Source organism: Xanthobacter tagetidis, from assembly GCF_003667445.1.
In the GTDB taxonomy this organism is placed as follows: Bacteria; Pseudomonadota; Alphaproteobacteria; order Rhizobiales; family Xanthobacteraceae; genus Xanthobacter; species Xanthobacter tagetidis.
In genome coordinates, this window is record NZ_RCTF01000001.1 from 54,599 (window position 1) to 69,148 (window position 14,550).

Consider the following 14,550-nt stretch of genomic DNA (forward strand, 5'->3'; position numbering starts at 1 on the left):
ACTCTCTCTATACGCATGGCAACGGGCCTGGGACCAATCCGATCCCCCACATCGCTTGCGTGCGTGATCCGGCGACCCGGTGCCGTCACCGGGATCGCTCTGGGTTGGTCCAGGTGCGGCCTCTCGCGCTTCCTGCGCGGCCGCTCCGGCCAGCGCCGCGGGCAAAGAAAAATGCGCGGGACACGGCGCCCGTGGCGGGCGGGGATCACAAGTCCTTACCGCAAAGTTAAAGTATTCGTGACCCCGCACCTCAGACTTATCATGTAACCACCTCCCGCAGCGGCAGGGCAGGCATGCCCTCGCCCGGCCGGATTCCCCGGACGCCGCCGGCACCCGACACGGCCGCTGCCCCCCCACGCTCACGGCACCCAATTGTCCCGCGACGGCACGAAGCAGGTGTAGCCGATGAAGCATTGCGGGTTGTCGCGCGTTGCAATCCACTGATTTTTCAGAACTTCGCCGACCGAGCAGTAATTGGCCGCGCTCACATAGCGATCGAACGTGGTCGGGCTGGTGGACAGCAGCACCGCGCCCTTCGCCCGCACCAGCGCCGCCACTTCGCTGCAGCTCATGGAGGGCGCATAGGGGCGGGACTGGGCCGAAGCCGGCGCCGCGCCCCCGGCGCAAAGGGCGGCGGCGAGCGCCGCGGATGCGGCGGCATGGCGGGTCATCACTGGCAGATGTCGCATGGCTTCCTCGTTGCCGGAACGACCCGGCATGCTCCCCCTTTAGGCCAGCGCGCATGAACCGGCGGTGAAAATCGCCCAGGCCAGCGAAGGGCGTGTTCCGGTCGCCCGGTCATGGCGCCAGGAACAGCAAGACCTCTTGGCTCGCCTGCGCTCGGCAAGCACGGGCGAATCGCGATGCCCGATCGCCAGGCCAACCCGCACAACCACTTGGCGAGTGGCCACGAGCGGCGGTGGTGCAAGCCCCATTTCGCCGGACGGAGCGGTAGCCCCGGATGCGCTTGTGAAATCCCCCCTGGGGGGCGGTATTTTGGTGCGTTTTCAACGGCTAGCGTCGCCGCGTTTTGGTTGCAAGTGTGGCAGGAATGATACGGCTTTTTGGCCCCACCCCTGCTAGACAGAGGGCACTGGACGAAGCGACTCGTTTGGCGTGCATGGCTGGCGAGTTCAAAGCAAAGCAGTTGTACCAAGCTTAAGGGGGTTTCTCATGAAGCGGTTCCTTCTCGCCACTGTCGCGCTGGCGGCGCTCTCGGCTCCGGCCGCGGCTGCTGACCTGGCGACGAAGTATCCGGTCAAGGCGGTTGCCGTGCCGGTGTTCTCCTGGACCGGTTTCTACATCGGCGCCAACGTCGGCTACGGCGGCGACTCGTTCAACTACAGCGTGAACGACACGCTCGGCTTCGTCTCGGGCACCCCGGGCCTCGAGCTGGCGAACCTCGGCCTGAACTCTTCCGGCTTCTTCGTCGGCGGCCAGATCGGCTACAACTACCAGTTCGCCAACAACGTGGTGCTCGGCATCGAGACCGACCTGCAGTGGTCGGACATCTCGGGCAAGGTTGACGCCAGCATCGTCGGCCTGCCGATCCTCAGCTTCGGCTCGTCGGTGGACTACTTCGGCACGATCCGCGCCCGCCTCGGCTACGCGATCGACCGGTTCCTGCCCTACATCACCGGTGGTGTGGCCTACGGCAAGACCGGCACCAACCTGAACTTCCTCGGCGTTCCGGTGTTCTCCGACAGCTCCACCAGCTGGGGCTGGACCCTGGGTGCGGGTGGCGAGTTCGCCATCACCAACCACTGGACGTTCAAGGCCGAATACCTCTACGTCGACCTGGGCAACAGCGACGTGGACGCCACGGTTGTGGCTCCCGGCGTGGTGGTCGGCAACGACTCCAAGTTCCACACCTTCAAGGCCGGTGTGAACTACAAGTTCTGATCGAAGCCCCGCTTCGTTCAAGACCCGCTGCCGAAAGGCAGCGGGTTTTTCTTTGTCCGGAGTTCGTCTGGCCCGGATGTCCGCACCGTCCCGGAGCCGGCTTCGTCCGGCTTTCCTTGCGCCGCGATCTGGCCCAGCCTAGGGACCTGACCGCCGTGCCGAGGGACCTGCTCCCCGGCGCCGCCTTTCCTGCGTGCGAGCCGCGCCTCAACTCTTCCGGGATGCCATGAGCGAGGACATCACCTTCGACCGCAGCTTCGATGCGCCCTCAGGCCGGGTGGTGGACGTCTCGCCTCTGGTCCGCCGCATCGTCGCGCCGAACCCGTCGCCCTTCACCTTCACGGGCACCTGCACCTACATCATCGGCCGCGGGAGCGTGGCCATCCTCGATCCCGGCCCGGACGACCCGGCCCACATCGCCGCCGTGCTCGACGCGGTGCGCGGAGAAGAGGTCTCCCACGTCTTCATCACCCATACCCATCGCGACCATTCCCCCGCCTGCCCGGCCGTGGTCGCCGCCACCGGTGCCGTCACAGTGGCCGAGGGGCCGCACCGCCCCTCGCGCCCCATCGAAGTGGGCGAGGGGGCGCGGCTCGATGCCAGTGCCGACATGGACTTCCGGCCCGACATCGCGATCGCCGACGGCGCGACCCTCGCCGGCGCCGGCTGGACGCTCACCGCGATCGCCACGCCCGGCCATACCGCGAACCACACCGCCTTCGCGCTGAAGGAGGAGGACCTCCTCTTCTCCGGCGACCATGTGATGGCCTGGGCGACCTCCATCGTCGCGCCGCCGGACGGCTCCATGGGCGACTATATCGCCTCGCTGGAGCGCCTCGCCGCACGGACGGAAAAGGTTTACCTGCCCGGCCACGGCGGCCCGGTGCGGGATGCGCCCGCCCATGTGCGCGACTTCCTCGACCATCGCCGGGCGCGCGAAGCGGCCATCCTGCGGGCGCTGGACCGCGACGCGACGACCATTCCGGACCTGGTGCGCGGCATCTATATCGGCCTCGACCCCCGGCTCGTCGGCGCCGCCTCGCTCACGGTCCTCGCCCATCTCGAACACCTGGTGGCGGGCGGGCGGGTGGCGACGGACGGTCCGCCCTCCATCAACGGCCGGTTCAGGATCGCGGCGTGAGCGGCGGCCGACCGCCCCGCCTGCCGGCCTGAGGCGCCGCCATGTGCGCGCGCTTCGTCCAGCATTTGTCGCCGCGCCTCTATGCGCAGGTCTATGGCGTGAGCCTCGACGTCCCACTACCCAATGCGCCGGGCCGCTGGACCGTCGCGCCCACGGACGACGCGCTGGTCCTGCGGCGGCATCCGGAGCAGAACGACCTGCGCCTGTCCCTGCTGCGCTGGGGCCTGGTTCCGGTCTGGTCCCGCGACCCGAGCGGCGCCGCCAAGCTCATCAATGCCCGCGCCGAGACCGTCGCCGACAAGCCCTCCTTCCGCGACGCCTGGAGAAAGCGGCGGCGCTGCGTCGTGCCGGCCGAGGGCTTTTATGAATGGGCCAAGGGCCCGTCCGGCAAGGTGCCCCATTTCATCACCCTGCAGGACGGGGCCGGCATGGCGCTGGCGGGCCTGTGGGAGGGCTGGAAAGACCCGGCGAGCGGCGAGTGGCTGCGCACCTTCACGCTGCTCACCTGCGCCGCCAATCCAATGATGGCAGAGCTGCACGAACGCATGCCGGTGATCCTCGATCCCGCAGACGTCGCCCGCTTCCTCGACGATCCCGACCCGCGCGACCTCCTCGCCCCCTTCCCCGCCGACGCGATGGCGCACCAGCCGGTCGATCCCGCGGAAGCAAAACCCGGCGCCGAAATACCTCCACGCGCGAAGATCTAGCGCCCACGCGAACCGCCATAACCTTGGGTCAGGCGCGCGAAACCTTTCCAATATTTCATGTAACCGCCATCATGCGGACACCCTGGTGCCGGCAAAGCTTCGGGGGACGGAGCCGTCAAGCTTCGATCCCAGTTCCCGGAGACCGGACGTGCGCAAGCTTCCCCCATTGATCGGCGACGTGCGCCGTCTGGCGCTGCCCTATTTCCGCAGCGAGGAGCGCGCCGTGGCACTCGGACTGCTCGGGGCGGTGGTGGCCCTGGAACTCGCCTGGGTCTATGCCACCGTGCTGCTCAACGAGTGGAACGTCGCCTTCTACAACGCGATCCAGGACAAGGATCTCGCCGCCTTCCGCACCCAGCTCCTGGTGTTCTGCGCCATCGCCGCGGGCGCCATCGTCGTCGCGGTCTACCAGATCTACCTGAAGCAGTGGCTGGTGATCCGATGGCGGCGCTGGCTGACGCAGCGCTATCTCGGCGCGTGGCTCGCCGACGACGTGCACTACCGCCTGCGCCTCAAGGGCGACGTCGCCGACAATCCCGACCAGCGCATCTCCGAGGACGTGGAACTGTTCGTCAGCCGCACCATCTCCGTCGGCGTCGGCCTGCTGGGCGCCACGGTGTCGCTGGTCTCCTTCTCGGTCATCCTGTGGGGCCTGTCCGGGCCTCTGGCGCTCAGCCTGTTCGGGCACGAGGTCAGCATTCCCGGCTATCTGTTCTTTGCCGCGCTTATCTATTCCGCCGCCGGCACGCTGCTCGCGCATGTGATCGGCCGCCCGCTGGTGCGCCTGAACTTCGAGCAGCAGCGCTACGAGGCGGACTTCCGCGTCGACCTCGTGCGGGTGCGCGAGCACGGCGAGCAGATCGCGCTGCTCGCCGGCGGCCCGGCGGAGGAGCGGCGCCTGTCGGACCGGTTCGCCCGCGTCTGGGGCAACTTCTTCGGGATCATGCGGGCGCAGAAGCGCCTCACCTGGTTCACCGCCGGCTACAACCAGATCTCCAGCATCTTTCCCTATGTGGTGGTGGCGCCGCGCTATTTCTCCGGCGGCATCCAGCTCGGCCAGCTCATGCAGACCGGCTCGGCCTTCGGCTCGGTGCAGGGCGCCTTCTCCTTCTTCGTGTCGAGCTATGTGGAGCTCGCCGAATGGGCCGCGGTGGTCCAACGCCTCACCGGCTTCGAGCGCGCCATGGCGGCGGCGCGCGCCAGTGAGCCGGCCTTTGCCGCTGCGGCAGGTGCCGGAGGCGCGCTCGCTCTGTCCGGCCTCGACGTGCGCCTGCCCTCCGGCGCTGCGCTCATGGAGGTGGACGGCGTGAGCATCGCTGCGGGCGAGCGGGTGCTCATCACCGGCCCCTCGGGCGCCGGCAAATCCACGTTGCTGCGCGCCATCGCCGGCATCTGGCCCCACGGCAGCGGCGAGATCGCGCGGCATTCCCATCACCGGCTGCTGGTGATGCCGCAGAAGCCCTATGTGCCGGTGGGCCGGCTCGACGCCGCTCTGACCTATCCCGAGCCTGCGCGGACCTTCGCCCGCGGCGAGCAGGAGGCCGCGCTGGGCGCGGTGGGCCTGCCGGACCTCGCTCTGCGCCTCGATGAGGAAGCGCAGTGGCCCCACGAGCTGTCGCTCGGCGAGCAGCAGCGCCTCGCATTCGCCCGCGCGCTGCTCCAGGCGCCGGATGTGCTGCTGCTGGACGAGGCCACCTCGGCCCTCGACGAGATGGCCGAAGCGGACCTCTACGCCCTCCTCAAGGCCCGCCTGCCAGAAGCCACCGTGATCTCCATCGGCCATCGCTCGACGCTGGTGCCGCTGCACGACCGGGTGCTCCATCTGCACGGCCTGGAAGCGCCCCGCTCGCTGCGGCCTGCAGGCCCGCCGATGCTCCAGTCGGCCTGACGGCGCCGCCGCGCTTGCGGCGGCGCGCACTCCTCCGCTAATCACGGTACGGGGCGCCGCCACCCGAGCGGTGCCGTTCTGCGCGGAGCGATGGACCATTGGCGGAGGAGACGACTGGCGCGCACCGCGCACCGCGCGATCTGGTCTACTATGCCCTCGCCACGCTGGTGGGCGTGCTTGCCGGAACGGTGGGCGCCCTGTTTCACATCGCCGTCGAAGCAGCCGCGCGCTGGCACACCTTGCTCGACGGCGTCCTGGAAGGACCCGCGAGGCTCGCCGCGCTCTCCGCCGGCTCGGCGGCCATGGTGGTGCTCGCGGTCGCGCTGGTGCGCTTCATCGCGCCTGAGGCCGCGGGATCGGGCGTGCAGGAGATCGAGGGCGCGCTCGAAGGGCTGAGGCCGGTGCGCTGGAAGCGCATCCTTCCGGTGAAGTTCTTCGGCGGCGTCCTCGCGCTCGGGTCCGGCCTCGTGGCCGGCCGCGAGGGACCCACCATCCACATGGGCGCCTCCATCGCCAAGGCTGTGGCGGACGCGGCCAAGCTCGGCACGCGCGACATGCGCGGCCTGCTTGCCGCGGGCGGTGCGGCAGGCCTTGCCGCCGCCTTCAACGCGCCCCTCGCCGCCATCCTGTTCGTGATCGAGGAGACGCGCCGGCAATTCCCCTACGGCTTCCGCACCTACAGCGCCGTCATCCTGTGCGCGGCCGCGAGCGCGGTGGCGACCGAGCTGATCGGCGGCACCGGCCCAGACCTGCGGCTCGACGTGCCGGAAATGCCGCTGGCGCTGCTGCCGGCCTTCATCGTGCTGGGCGCGGTCCTGGGCGTGGTGGGCGTCGCGTTCAACCGCTGCCTGATCCTTGCCCTCGACGGCGCGCGCGCCGTGGGTATGAAAGTGTCGCCCTATCTGGTGCCGCTGGTGGTGGGGGCCGCCGTCGGCCCGCTCCTCGTTCTTCGCCCGGAAGCGACCGGCGGCGGCGAGCAGCTTGTTCTGGCGCTCGCGGCGCAGAACCTGCCGGCGCTGACGCTGGCCGGCATCGTCGTCATCCGCTTCGCCATGACCATGGCGAGCTATTCCACCGGCATTCCGGGGGGGATTTTCGCACCGATCCTGGCGCTCGCGACCGCGGTGGGCGTGCTCTTCGGCACGCTGCTCGGCATGGTGTTCGCCTTGCCGCCGCTGGCGGCGGCGGCCTTTGCGGTGGCGGCCATGGGCGGCCTGTTCTCCGCCACCGTGCGGGCGCCGCTGGTGGGGATGGTGCTGGTGGCCGAGCTCACGGGCGCCTACGCCTTGCTTCTGCCGGTGATCTTCACCTGCCTGTTCGCGAACCTCGTCGCCGAGGCGCTGGGCGGCAAGCCGATCTACGAGCAGCTGCTGGAGCGCACGCTGCGCCTCGCCGGCCAGGTGCCACCGCCCGCCGATGCGCAGGACGACATCGGCGGCTGGGACCAGCGGGTCCGGCGGGACTGACGCCGTCAGCCTCCGCGGCGCGGCCAGGAGCCCCGATGCGCGGCGTTGTGCCAGACGAACGCGAACAGCGCGAGCAGCACCGCGCCGAGGCCGACCGGCACCAGCAGGAAGCTCGCCGGCAACTGCTCGATCACGATGATGATCGGGTTGATGGCTGCCGGCGGGTGCATGGTGCCGGTGACGCGCATGGCCACCATGGCGACCCCCACCGCCGCGGCCGCGGCCACCTGGGACGGCCCGAACAGCCACAGCATGGCGAGCCCGCAGAATGCCGAAACGAGGTGGCCCCCCACCAAGGCCCGCGGCTGGGCCGGGCTCGCCTCGGGCATGCCCATGACGACGACGATCGAGGTGGCGAACGGCACCAGCGCAAGCGGTGTCTCGCCGAGATCCGCGGCGATCTCCATGCCGCCCACCGCCAGCGCCCCGCCGATGCCGCGCCAGACCCAGGTGCCGATTTCCCGCATGTCGAGCCTCACCCTTCCATCCCCCATAAGGCAGAGGGCGCGCGCAGGTGCGGGTCGGGCGAAGGCCGCAGGCGGAGCATCAGGTCAGGCTGCATTCCCTATTCTGGAACCGACCCGATGCCGGCGGCAATGGTGAAGTCGCATCGAACGGCCGGCAAGCCGCGCCTGCGGTCAAAAAAGGCACACTCCCGCGGAGGCCAGCAGGGCGGGAAACGCATCCGAGGCGAGCAGATCGTATTCCCGCGCGCGCTGGCCGGTCACCGGGTCACGCGCCGTGAGCGTCGCATCCACATGGCCGGGATGGACCATGGCGAGCCCCCCCTCGGGCAGGCTTGCGAGAAAGCGGGCCAGGAGCGCGGCGAAATCCGCGCCGGCGGAGAAGTCATAGGCGCCGGCGAAGCGCCCCGAGGTGTGCAGGCCCGCGCGCGCCGCCGCGGAGGGGAAGCCGGCGCCGAACGCGCCGATGAGACGCGCCTTGAGCCCCGGCCCGTCGAACCCGGCGGCGGCAGGGCGCACGTCGCGCAGCCAGGCGGACGGCGCATGGCGGGCGGCGGCTGCGATCACCACGTCCCGCACCCCCGGCAGAACATGGACGTGCTGGTGCCCGTCCACATGGTCCGGCGGCCGGCCGAAGGCCGCCTGGAAGGCGGCGAACTGGGCTTCCACCTCGGCGGCGAGCGCCGCGCGGTCGAGCCGCCCGGTGAGGATTTCCACCAGCCGTCCCGGAACGGACGGAAACCGCGCGTCGGACGCGGTCAGCGGCGCGAAGCCGCCGGTGAGCGTGACGTGGAGCCCGATGCTGACCGCGCGGCCGGCGCACGCCGCGTCGAGCGCGCGCGCCGCCTCCGGCAAGCCCTCGAACACCGTCATGACAGAAGTAGCGTTGAGGCGGCCGAGCGTCACCAGTTCGCGGATTCCGGCGCTGACACCGGGGGCGAGCCCATAGTCATCCGCACACAGGATGATGCGCCTCACCGGTCCTCCCCCGCGGGCGGCGTAGCGCGTGGGCCTGCGGCCGCATGGGAATGGACCGGCGCCGAGGAACGATCGTGGCCGGCTCCCGCCTCATGCTCATGGCGGTGCTGCGCACCGGCGCCGTGGGTCAGCAGATGGTCGGCGACGAAATAGACCGGCCGGCCTTTGATCTCCGACAGGATGCGCGCCATGTATTCGCCCATCACGCCCATGACCAGAAGCTGGGTGCCCCCGATCACCATCAGCCCCACAACCACCGAGGGATAGCCCGGGACCGGGATGCCCCAGACGAACCGCTCGACCACGATCGACAGGCCGAAGATGAGCGCGAAGCCGGCGATGGCGGCACCGAGCAGGCCGGCGAGGCGCAGCGGGGCGGGCGAGAACGAGGTCAGCCCCTCCATGGAGAGCCCGAGCAGGCGCAGCAGGCTGAACGAGGTCTTGCCGTGCGAGCGGGCGGACGGGCGGTAGGGCACCGCCACCTGGCGGAACCCCACCCAGCTCGACAGTCCCTTGAAGAAGCGGTTGCGCTCCGGCATCCGGCGCAGCGCCGCCGTGGCGCGCGGGGAGAGCAGGCGGAAGTCGGCCGCATCCTCGGGAATGTCGGTGGCGGCGCCGAAATTCAGGAGCCAATAGAAGGTCTTGACGAAGAGGCGCCGGCTCAGGGGCTCGTCGAGCCGGTCCGCCTTCACCGCATAGGGCACGTCGTAGCCCTCGTCCTTCCACAGGCGCAGGAAGGTGGCGATCATCTCGGGCGGGTGCTGGCCGTCCCCGTCCATGAACATCACCGCGTCGGCGCGCGCGTGGTCGAGGCCGGCGGCGAGCGCCGCCTCCTTGCCGAAATTGCGCGAGAGCGCCACCACCTGGACGTCGAGCGTGCCGGGCGGCAAGCCGGACGCCAGGCGCGCGCTGCCGTCGCGGCTGCCGTCGTCCACATAGACGATTTCAATCCGCAGCCCGCGCGCGGAAGCCTCGGCCTCGGCGGCGCCCAGGAGGCGGGCATGGAACGTTTCGAGGCCCTTCGCCTCGTTGTAAAGCGGCACGACAATGCTGAGATCGGGCGTCATGGCACACTCAGTCTGCAACCCGCCACGGAGACAATGGGACCGGCGGATTGCGGTAACATGGAACATTGCATTGGGGCAGCGAGATTTTTTTGCGGCCGCGGAACCAGAAGCGCCTCCGGCCGTTATCTGTCTGTAGCGGTCATTGCCCCCCAATTGATCGCACATCTGACGCGGTCGCCTTCCCCCCAAGGCGGCCGCGTCTTCATTTGCCGATCCTGTTGAGCTACATCAAGCGCGCGGATTTTCGGCGCGAATAGGGTATGGTCGCGGCGCCGAAGCGACGGAGGGGGATGAAGCGCATGATCCGGGACATTCTGGTCAACCTGGCCCAGGGCGTGGAGAAGGACAGTGCGTGCGAGTTCGCGGCAAGCCTCGCCGCCTATTTCGGCGCGCACATGACGGGTCTGTCCATCGCCTACGAGATCGATGTGCCGCCCTTTTACATGGGCGCGCTGCCCACGGACTTCATCGATGCGCAGATGACCGAGAACCAGGCTGCGGCCGACAAGGCCACCGCGCGCTTCAAGGAGATCGCCGCGGCGGCGGGCGTGACGTTCGACGCGCGCTCGCTCTCCGCCTCTCTCGGCGTCGCCGCGGGCAGCTTCGCGCACATGGCGCGGCTCTATGATCTCACCGTGGTGGCCCAGCCCAATCCCGACCTTCCGGGACCGGAAGAGGTGATCGCCGAGACCGTGCTCATGGAGTCCGGCCGTGCGGTGCTGATGGTGCCTTACGTGCAGAAGGCGCCGTTCGCGGTGGATCGCGTGGTGGTGGCGTGGGACGGCGGGCGCGCCAGCGCGCGCGCGCTGGCCGAATCGCTGCCGCTGCTGCACCGGGCGAAGACCGTCGAGGTGCTGCGCGTGGTGCAGGCCCATGCCGAGACCGCCGACGAGGAGGGCCCGGAGGTGGTGCGCCATCTCGCCCGCCACAATCTCGAAGCGGTGGTGCGCACCCTGCCGGTGGGCTCGGGCGAGTCGGTCTCGTCGGCGATCCTCAACGAGATCGCCGATCGCGGCGCCGATCTGGTGGTGATGGGCGGCTACGGCCATTCCCGCCTGCGCGAGCTGGTGCTCGGCGGCGTCACGCGGGACATCCTGGGCTCCATGACCGTTCCGGTGCTGATGGCCCACTGAGGCCCGGCGCACACCGGCTGGGCGACCTTCAGGTCGAGACGAATCCGGGAGCCGGCGCCGATCCGCGCCGGCTCCCTTTTTCATGACCGCGCCGTGGCGAGGGTTTTCCTGCGCCGGGTGCCTTTTCCCGGCGGCCCTTGGGGCAGGCATTGTGGGAAGCGGCGACCGGCGCCCCCGCCTCACCCCTTCATCGCCGCCCGCTCCTCCGCCTGGCGCTGGCTCTCGGCCCGCTTGGTGACGATGGAGGCGGCGATCACCACCACGGTGACGATGGCGATGAGGATGGTGCAGACCGCGTTGATCTCCGGCGTCACGCCGAGGCGCACCTGGGAATAGATGCGCATGGGCAGAGTGGTGGCACCCGGCCCGGTGGTGAAGCTCGCGATGACGAGGTCGTCCAGCGACAGCGTGAACGCCAGCATGAAGCCCGAGATCACCGCCGGCAGGATCAGCGGCAGGGTGATGGTGAAGAAGGTCTTGAGCGGCGGCGAGCCGAGGTCGAGCGCCGCCTCCACCAGCGTGGTGTCGAAGGTGACGAGGCGCGACTGCACCACCACCGCCACGAAGCACATGGTGAAGGTGATGTGGGCGAGCGTCACGGTCCAGAAGCCGCGGTCGAAGTCCACCGCCACGAACAGCAGCAGCAGCGACAGTCCGGTGATGACCTCGGGCATGACCAGCGGCGCATAGATCATGCCGGAGAACAATGTGCGGCCGAAGAACCGGCCGTAGCGGGTCAGCGCCAGCGCCGCCATGGTGCCGAGCACGGTCGCGACGCACGCCGAGACGAAGGCGACGCGCAGCGTCACCCAGGCGGCGTCGAGCAGTTGCTCGTTCTCCAGCAGCGCCCAGTACCAGCGGGTGGAGAAGCCGCCCCACACCGTCACCAGGCGCGAGTCGTTGAACGAATAGATCACCAGCAGCAGGATCGGGATGTAGAGGAAGGCGAACCCCAGCGCGATCGAGCTGACGTTGAACCAGGTGAGCCCGCGCCTCATCGCCCCGCCTCCAGTTCGCGCTGCTGGATGTTCTGGTAGATGACGATCGGCACCACCAGCACCAGCAGCAGCAGCACGGCCACCGCCGACGACACGGTCCAGGAGCGGTTCACCGTGAACTCGGTCCACAGCGACTTGCCGATCATGAGGGTGTCGGAGCCGCCCAGGAGGTCGGGAATCACGAACTCGCCCACCGCCGGGATGAAGCACAGCAGCGCGCCGGCGGCGACGCCCGGCAAGGAGAGCGGGAAGGTGATGGTCCAGAACGCCTTCCAGGGCGGGCAGCCGAGGTCTTCGGCGGCCTCGAGCAGCGTCATGTCCATCTTCTCGAGCGCCGAGTAGAGCGGCAGCACCATGAAGGGCAGGTAGGAATAGACGATGCCGATATAGACCGCGAGGTCGGTGTTGAGGATCTCCAGCGGGCTGTCGATTACGCCGAGGCCCATCAGCGCCTGGTTGAGCAGGCCCTCCGGCGAGAGGATGCCGATCCAGGCATAGACGCGGATCAGGAACGAGGTCCAGAACGGCAGGATCACCAGCATCAGCAGGGTCGGCTGAAGCGAGCGCGGGGCGCGCGCCATGCCGTAGGCGATCGGATAGCCCGCGGCCAGCAGCAGCAGCGTCGAGATCGCCGCGATGATGAGGCTCGACCCGTAGGCCTGCAGGAACTCGTTCGAGAAATCGAGGACGTACCAGTAGTTGGCGAAGGAGAGCTGGGACAGGAAGTCCGTGATGCCTTGCCAGCCCGCGGAAAGGTCGAGCAGCGGCGCATAAGGCGGCTGCGCCACCACGTCCTGCGACAGCGAAATCTTGAAGACGATGAGGAACGGCGCGAGGAACAGCGCCAGGAGCCACAGATAGGGCAGCGCGACCACCACGGCCCGCCCCCAGCCCTTCTCGCTTGCGAGCGCCACTATCGCCTCCCCTCAGCGTGTCAGGACGACGCCGGCATGGGGCGCGAACGTCACCCACACCTTGTCGTCCCAGGAGATGGGGCGCTGCACCATGCGCGAGAGATTGGGCTGGGACACCTTGATGCGCGTTCCGCAGGGCAGCTCCACATGGTAGATGGAGAGGTCGCCCAGATAGCCGATGTCCCAGATGGTGCCCTCGAAGCAGTTCTCGGTGATGTCCGGGGGCTGGTCGAGGGTGATGCGCAGCTTCTCGGGCCGGATCGCCACCCAGGCCTCGTCCCCGGTGGCGGCCTCCACCTGCTGGGTCACGTGGATGGGCGATGAGGTGATGGGCGTGACGAGCACCGCCTGGTCGCCCTGGCAGGAGCGCACCTTGCACGCGATCAGGTTCACGTCGCCGATGAAGTCGGCGACGTAGCGCGTGGCCGGCTGCTCGTAGATCTCCGCCGGGGTCGCCACCTGCACCAGCACGCCGTTGTTCATGACGGCGATGCGGTCGGCCACGGTCATGGCCTCCTCCTGGTCGTGGGTGACGATCAGGAAGGTCATGCCCAGCTCCATCTGGAGGTCCATCAGCTCGAACTGGGTCTCCTCGCGCAGCTTCTTGTCGAGCGCCCCGAGCGGCTCGTCGAGCAGCAGCACCTTCGGGCGCTTGGCGAGCGAGCGGGCCAGCGCCACGCGCTGGCGCTGGCCGCCGGAGAGCTGGTGCGGCTTGCGCTTGGCGAAAGGCGTGAGCTTGACGAGCTTGAGCATCTCCTCCACGCGGGCGTCGATGTCGGCCTTCGGCATCTTGTCCTGCTTCAGGCCGAAGGCGATGTTGTCGGCGACGTTCATGTGCGGGAACAGCGCGTAGGACTGGAACATCATGTTCACCGGCCGCCGGTAGGGCGGCACGCCGGCAAGGTCCTGTCCGGCGAGGGTGACGCGCCCGGTGGTCGGCTCATCGAAGCCGGCGAGCATGCGCATCAAGGTGGTCTTGCCGCAGCCGGACGGGCCGAGCAGCGCGAAGAACTCCCGCTCGTAGATGTCGAGCGAGACGTCGTTGATGGCGGTGAAGTCGCCGAACCGCTTCACCACGTTCTCGAACCGGATGAGCGGTGTCTTCGTGGGATCCGTCCAGGGGGCGAACGAACGCCGCACGGCGCCGATGGTTTCCTTGCGCGTCTTCTCCGAAGCCATGCTGATCCCCGCCCGGCGCCACCGCCTGCACTGAGGCTACTAAGCCGCGCGCCAACGCTCAAGCGTTGTGCACGCGCAAAATGCGAGCTGCATCGGCCCGCTTGGCAGCCACCCCGGCGCGGCTCCTCTCGGCGCGGCCGGCCCCACCGCCGCGCCCCGGCCCGCGCGCATATCGGGGACAAAGAGCGCGCCGCCGGCCCTGCCCCTTGCGCCCACCCCCGGCATGTGGCAGGAGAGGCCGCCTGACGGGACGGCGCGCCGCCCCGCCTTTCGGGCAGGGATGATTTTCCCTTCCCGGCCCTCCGGCCCCGCCGGACCGGTTCGCTGCGGTAGCTCAGTGGTAGAGCACTCCCTTGGTAAGGGAGAGGTCGAGAGTTCAATCCTCTCTCGCAGCACCAGCACAAAGCGTTGCGATCGCTATGACCTTTGCAGGTCTCCGCCTCTTGTCCAAGGCCCCGCCCAAAATCTAAGTCCGCAAGTGCAGATGATGCTGGCAGCCTCGTCAGCCCTCATCGCAGGCGGCGGAGCCAGAGGGGGAGAGGGTTTCCGGCGCTCGTCGGAGATGCCTCCGTGAGCACCTCGGCGGAGGCCGGCCTGCGCGGCGAAAGCCCGCCTCACCCCCTTACCGCGTTTCGCCACTCCTTCCCTAACCGCCTATTTCCATGGCGCTTTTGCCGGCCTGCGCGCATGATGCGCGGCGCGGCTGCGGGTCC

At 69.1% G+C, this 14,550-nt stretch carries 13 protein-coding genes and 1 tRNA gene; 7 read left to right on the forward strand and 7 right to left on the reverse strand.

Annotation, left to right across the window (positions count from 1 at the left end; all coding sequences use genetic code 11):
* Positions 1-359: 359 nt before the first annotated feature.
* Positions 360-689, reverse strand: a complete 330-nt coding sequence (locus D9R14_RS00210; RefSeq protein WP_245420439.1) for a hypothetical protein — start codon at positions 687-689, stop codon at positions 360-362.
* A 484-nt stretch (positions 690-1,173) separates the two neighbouring features.
* Here D9R14_RS00210 and D9R14_RS00215 point away from each other — a divergent pair, with 484 nt between their 5' ends.
* From D9R14_RS00215 to clcA, 5 genes are all read left to right on the forward strand, one after another.
* Positions 1,174-1,902: an outer membrane protein gene (locus D9R14_RS00215; RefSeq protein ID WP_121621292.1), complete on the forward strand. Its 729-nt coding sequence runs from the start codon at positions 1,174-1,176 to the stop codon at positions 1,900-1,902.
* 226 nt (positions 1,903-2,128) lie between these two features.
* Positions 2,129-3,043, forward strand: coding sequence for an MBL fold metallo-hydrolase (locus tag D9R14_RS00220; protein ID WP_121621293.1), 915 nt, complete (start codon positions 2,129-2,131; stop codon positions 3,041-3,043).
* A gap of 41 nt (positions 3,044-3,084) precedes the next feature.
* Positions 3,085-3,750, forward strand: a complete 666-nt coding sequence (locus D9R14_RS00225) for an SOS response-associated peptidase (RefSeq protein ID WP_121621294.1) — start codon at positions 3,085-3,087, stop codon at positions 3,748-3,750.
* A gap of 148 nt (positions 3,751-3,898) precedes the next feature.
* A complete protein-coding gene (locus D9R14_RS00230; RefSeq protein ID WP_121621295.1) occupies positions 3,899-5,638 on the forward strand; it encodes an ABC transporter ATP-binding protein/permease in 1,740 nt (579 codons plus the stop codon).
* A gap of 98 nt (positions 5,639-5,736) precedes the next feature.
* Positions 5,737-7,104 (forward strand): H(+)/Cl(-) exchange transporter ClcA, encoded by a 1,368-nt coding sequence (gene clcA, locus D9R14_RS00235; protein ID WP_121621296.1) that lies wholly within the window; start codon positions 5,737-5,739, stop codon positions 7,102-7,104.
* Positions 7,105-7,109: 5 nt separating this feature from the next.
* Here clcA and D9R14_RS00240 read toward each other — a convergent pair whose 3' ends face one another.
* The 3 genes from D9R14_RS00240 to D9R14_RS00250 all read right to left on the reverse strand — a co-directional run bounded on the left by D9R14_RS00240 (position 7,110) and on the right by D9R14_RS00250 (position 9,613).
* Complete coding sequence (locus D9R14_RS00240) at positions 7,110-7,583, reverse strand: HPP family protein (protein WP_245420441.1); 474 nt, start codon at positions 7,581-7,583, stop codon at positions 7,110-7,112.
* Between the two features lie 159 nt (positions 7,584-7,742).
* A complete protein-coding gene (locus D9R14_RS00245; protein WP_121621298.1) occupies positions 7,743-8,546 on the reverse strand; it encodes a ChbG/HpnK family deacetylase in 804 nt (267 codons plus the stop codon).
* On the reverse strand, positions 8,543-9,613 hold the full coding sequence (locus tag D9R14_RS00250) for a glycosyltransferase family 2 protein (protein ID WP_121621299.1): 1,071 nt from the start codon (positions 9,611-9,613) through the stop codon (positions 8,543-8,545). The genes D9R14_RS00245 and D9R14_RS00250 overlap by 4 nt, the downstream gene beginning before the upstream one ends.
* 299 nt (positions 9,614-9,912) lie before the next feature.
* Between D9R14_RS00250 and D9R14_RS00255 the strand changes: the two genes are divergently transcribed.
* Positions 9,913-10,746 (forward strand): universal stress protein, encoded by an 834-nt coding sequence (locus tag D9R14_RS00255; protein ID WP_121621756.1) that lies wholly within the window; start codon positions 9,913-9,915, stop codon positions 10,744-10,746.
* 179 nt (positions 10,747-10,925) lie between these two features.
* Here the strand turns inward: D9R14_RS00255 and D9R14_RS00260 are convergent, their stop codons facing one another.
* The 3 genes from D9R14_RS00260 to D9R14_RS00270 are packed head-to-tail and all read right to left on the reverse strand — an operon-like array spanning position 10,926 to position 13,837.
* Positions 10,926-11,744 (reverse strand): ABC transporter permease, encoded by an 819-nt coding sequence (locus D9R14_RS00260; protein WP_121621300.1) that lies wholly within the window; start codon positions 11,742-11,744, stop codon positions 10,926-10,928.
* On the reverse strand, positions 11,741-12,658 hold the full coding sequence (locus D9R14_RS00265) for an ABC transporter permease subunit (protein ID WP_121621301.1): 918 nt from the start codon (positions 12,656-12,658) through the stop codon (positions 11,741-11,743). Before D9R14_RS00265 ends, D9R14_RS00260 begins: the two co-directional genes overlap by 4 nt.
* Before the next feature lie 12 nt (positions 12,659-12,670).
* Positions 12,671-13,837 (reverse strand): ABC transporter ATP-binding protein, encoded by a 1,167-nt coding sequence (locus tag D9R14_RS00270; protein ID WP_121621302.1) that lies wholly within the window; start codon positions 13,835-13,837, stop codon positions 12,671-12,673.
* Between the two features lie 323 nt (positions 13,838-14,160).
* Here D9R14_RS00270 and D9R14_RS00275 point away from each other — a divergent pair.
* Positions 14,161-14,235 (forward strand) — tRNA-Thr (locus D9R14_RS00275).
* The last annotated feature ends 315 nt before the right edge of the window (positions 14,236-14,550 follow it).